The sequence below is a fragment of the Candidatus Magnetaquicoccus inordinatus genome (genome assembly GCF_004217665.1).
Taxonomy (GTDB): Bacteria; Pseudomonadota; Magnetococcia; order Magnetococcales; family Magnetaquicoccaceae; genus Magnetaquicoccus; species Magnetaquicoccus inordinatus.
In genome coordinates, this window is the sequence record NZ_RXIU01000494.1 from 1 (window position 1) to 1,171 (window position 1,171).

Sequence of the window (1,171 nt, forward strand, 5' to 3'; positions counted from 1 at the left end):
AAACAGGAGCGCTTGCAGGTAGTGATTCGCAATGCTCAAGGCCAACCCTTGCGTGATGCCTCCCTGCAGGGGGTATTGTACCGCCCCAGCAGTAAAGCAGCCGATCTGCCGCTGCAGATGAAAGAAATTTTCCCCGGTCACTATTCCACTACCCTGACACCCACCCTGCCAGGACATTGGGAGTTGCGTTTGTCCATCCAACAAGAAAACGCACACTATCGTTATGTGCAACGCCTGCAGGTGGCTGCTGAAGGAGAATAAAATGAGTTTTGATGAATGGTTGTCCCTGTCCAGACAGTTTGCCTTGGTGCTCTTCTTTCTCTTGTTCGTTGGCATTATCTTCTGGGCCTATCGTCCAAAAAACAAGGAGCACTTTGAAAAAGAGGGTCGTGCGATTGTGGATGACCATGATCCCTAACCAGCCGTTTTATCAGTCGCGCAGCAAAAACAAGGCTGTGTCGATCACTTGGCTCCGGGGCAGGGCAGGCGCTTTTGCCAATTTATGCACTGTTGCCGCAAGCAAAGCTGTGCCTGTCGGGCACCCGCCCTCCCAAAGCCTCCTTCTGCAGGGCACAGGTGCTGACGCGCCAATCTGCTTGTGTGCAGGCATACCAAACAGGCAGGGCTTTGCCCTGCACCCACCAGGAGGAGATTATCTCCTCCTGGACATCCTGAATAATTTTTTGTTTTGCAAATGCCCTGGGCCCCAGGATGGTTCAGGCTCCTTGGATCTGTCATGAACCATGCAACCTGCTTTCATTGTGCGCTGCCCCTGCCGCCACAGGCCGCGATTCACCAGGATAACCACTCTTTCTGTTGTGCCGGTTGTCAGCAGGCATGGGCAATGATCCAGTCCATGGGCCTGAATGGCTATTATGTGCAACGCGATGCGCATGCCGTTGGTATGCAGCCGCAAGAGATCGATCCCGCCAGCTTGACCCCCTTTGATGATCCTGTTTTACAGGAAAAATGGGTACAAAAAGGCGTGCACAACAGTTGTGAAGTCAACCTGATTCTTGAAGGAATCCATTGCGCCGCCTGTGTCTGGCTCAATGAACAGGTCATCCGTCGCCTGCCGGGTGTAGAAGAGGTGTGGATCAACTTTGCCACCCATCGGGCTCGTGTGCGTTGGCAACCGCAACAAACCAAACTTTCCGAGATCATCGCCGCC

General features: G+C 53.5%; 3 protein-coding genes. All 3 read left to right on the forward strand.

What is annotated here, in order from left to right:
- A partial coding sequence (locus tag EJP87_RS16790) for a FixH family protein (RefSeq protein WP_193771501.1) occupies positions 1-261 on the forward strand: 261 nt, incomplete at its 5' end.
- A 1-nt stretch (position 262) separates the two neighbouring features.
- A complete protein-coding gene (locus EJP87_RS16795) occupies positions 263-418 on the forward strand; it encodes a cbb3-type cytochrome oxidase subunit 3 (RefSeq protein ID WP_130472973.1) in 156 nt (51 codons plus the stop codon).
- Positions 419-736: 318 nt separating this feature from the next.
- The coding region (locus EJP87_RS18760) for a heavy metal translocating P-type ATPase metal-binding domain-containing protein (protein ID WP_227657744.1) at positions 737-1,171 on the forward strand (435 nt) is incomplete at its 3' end.

What these genes read in the sequence shown, in the direction of transcription:
- EJP87_RS16795 (WP_130472973.1), top strand. Translation starts at nt 263, where the DNA reads ATGAGTTTTGATGAATGGTTGTCCCTGTCCAGACAGTTTGCCTTGGTG.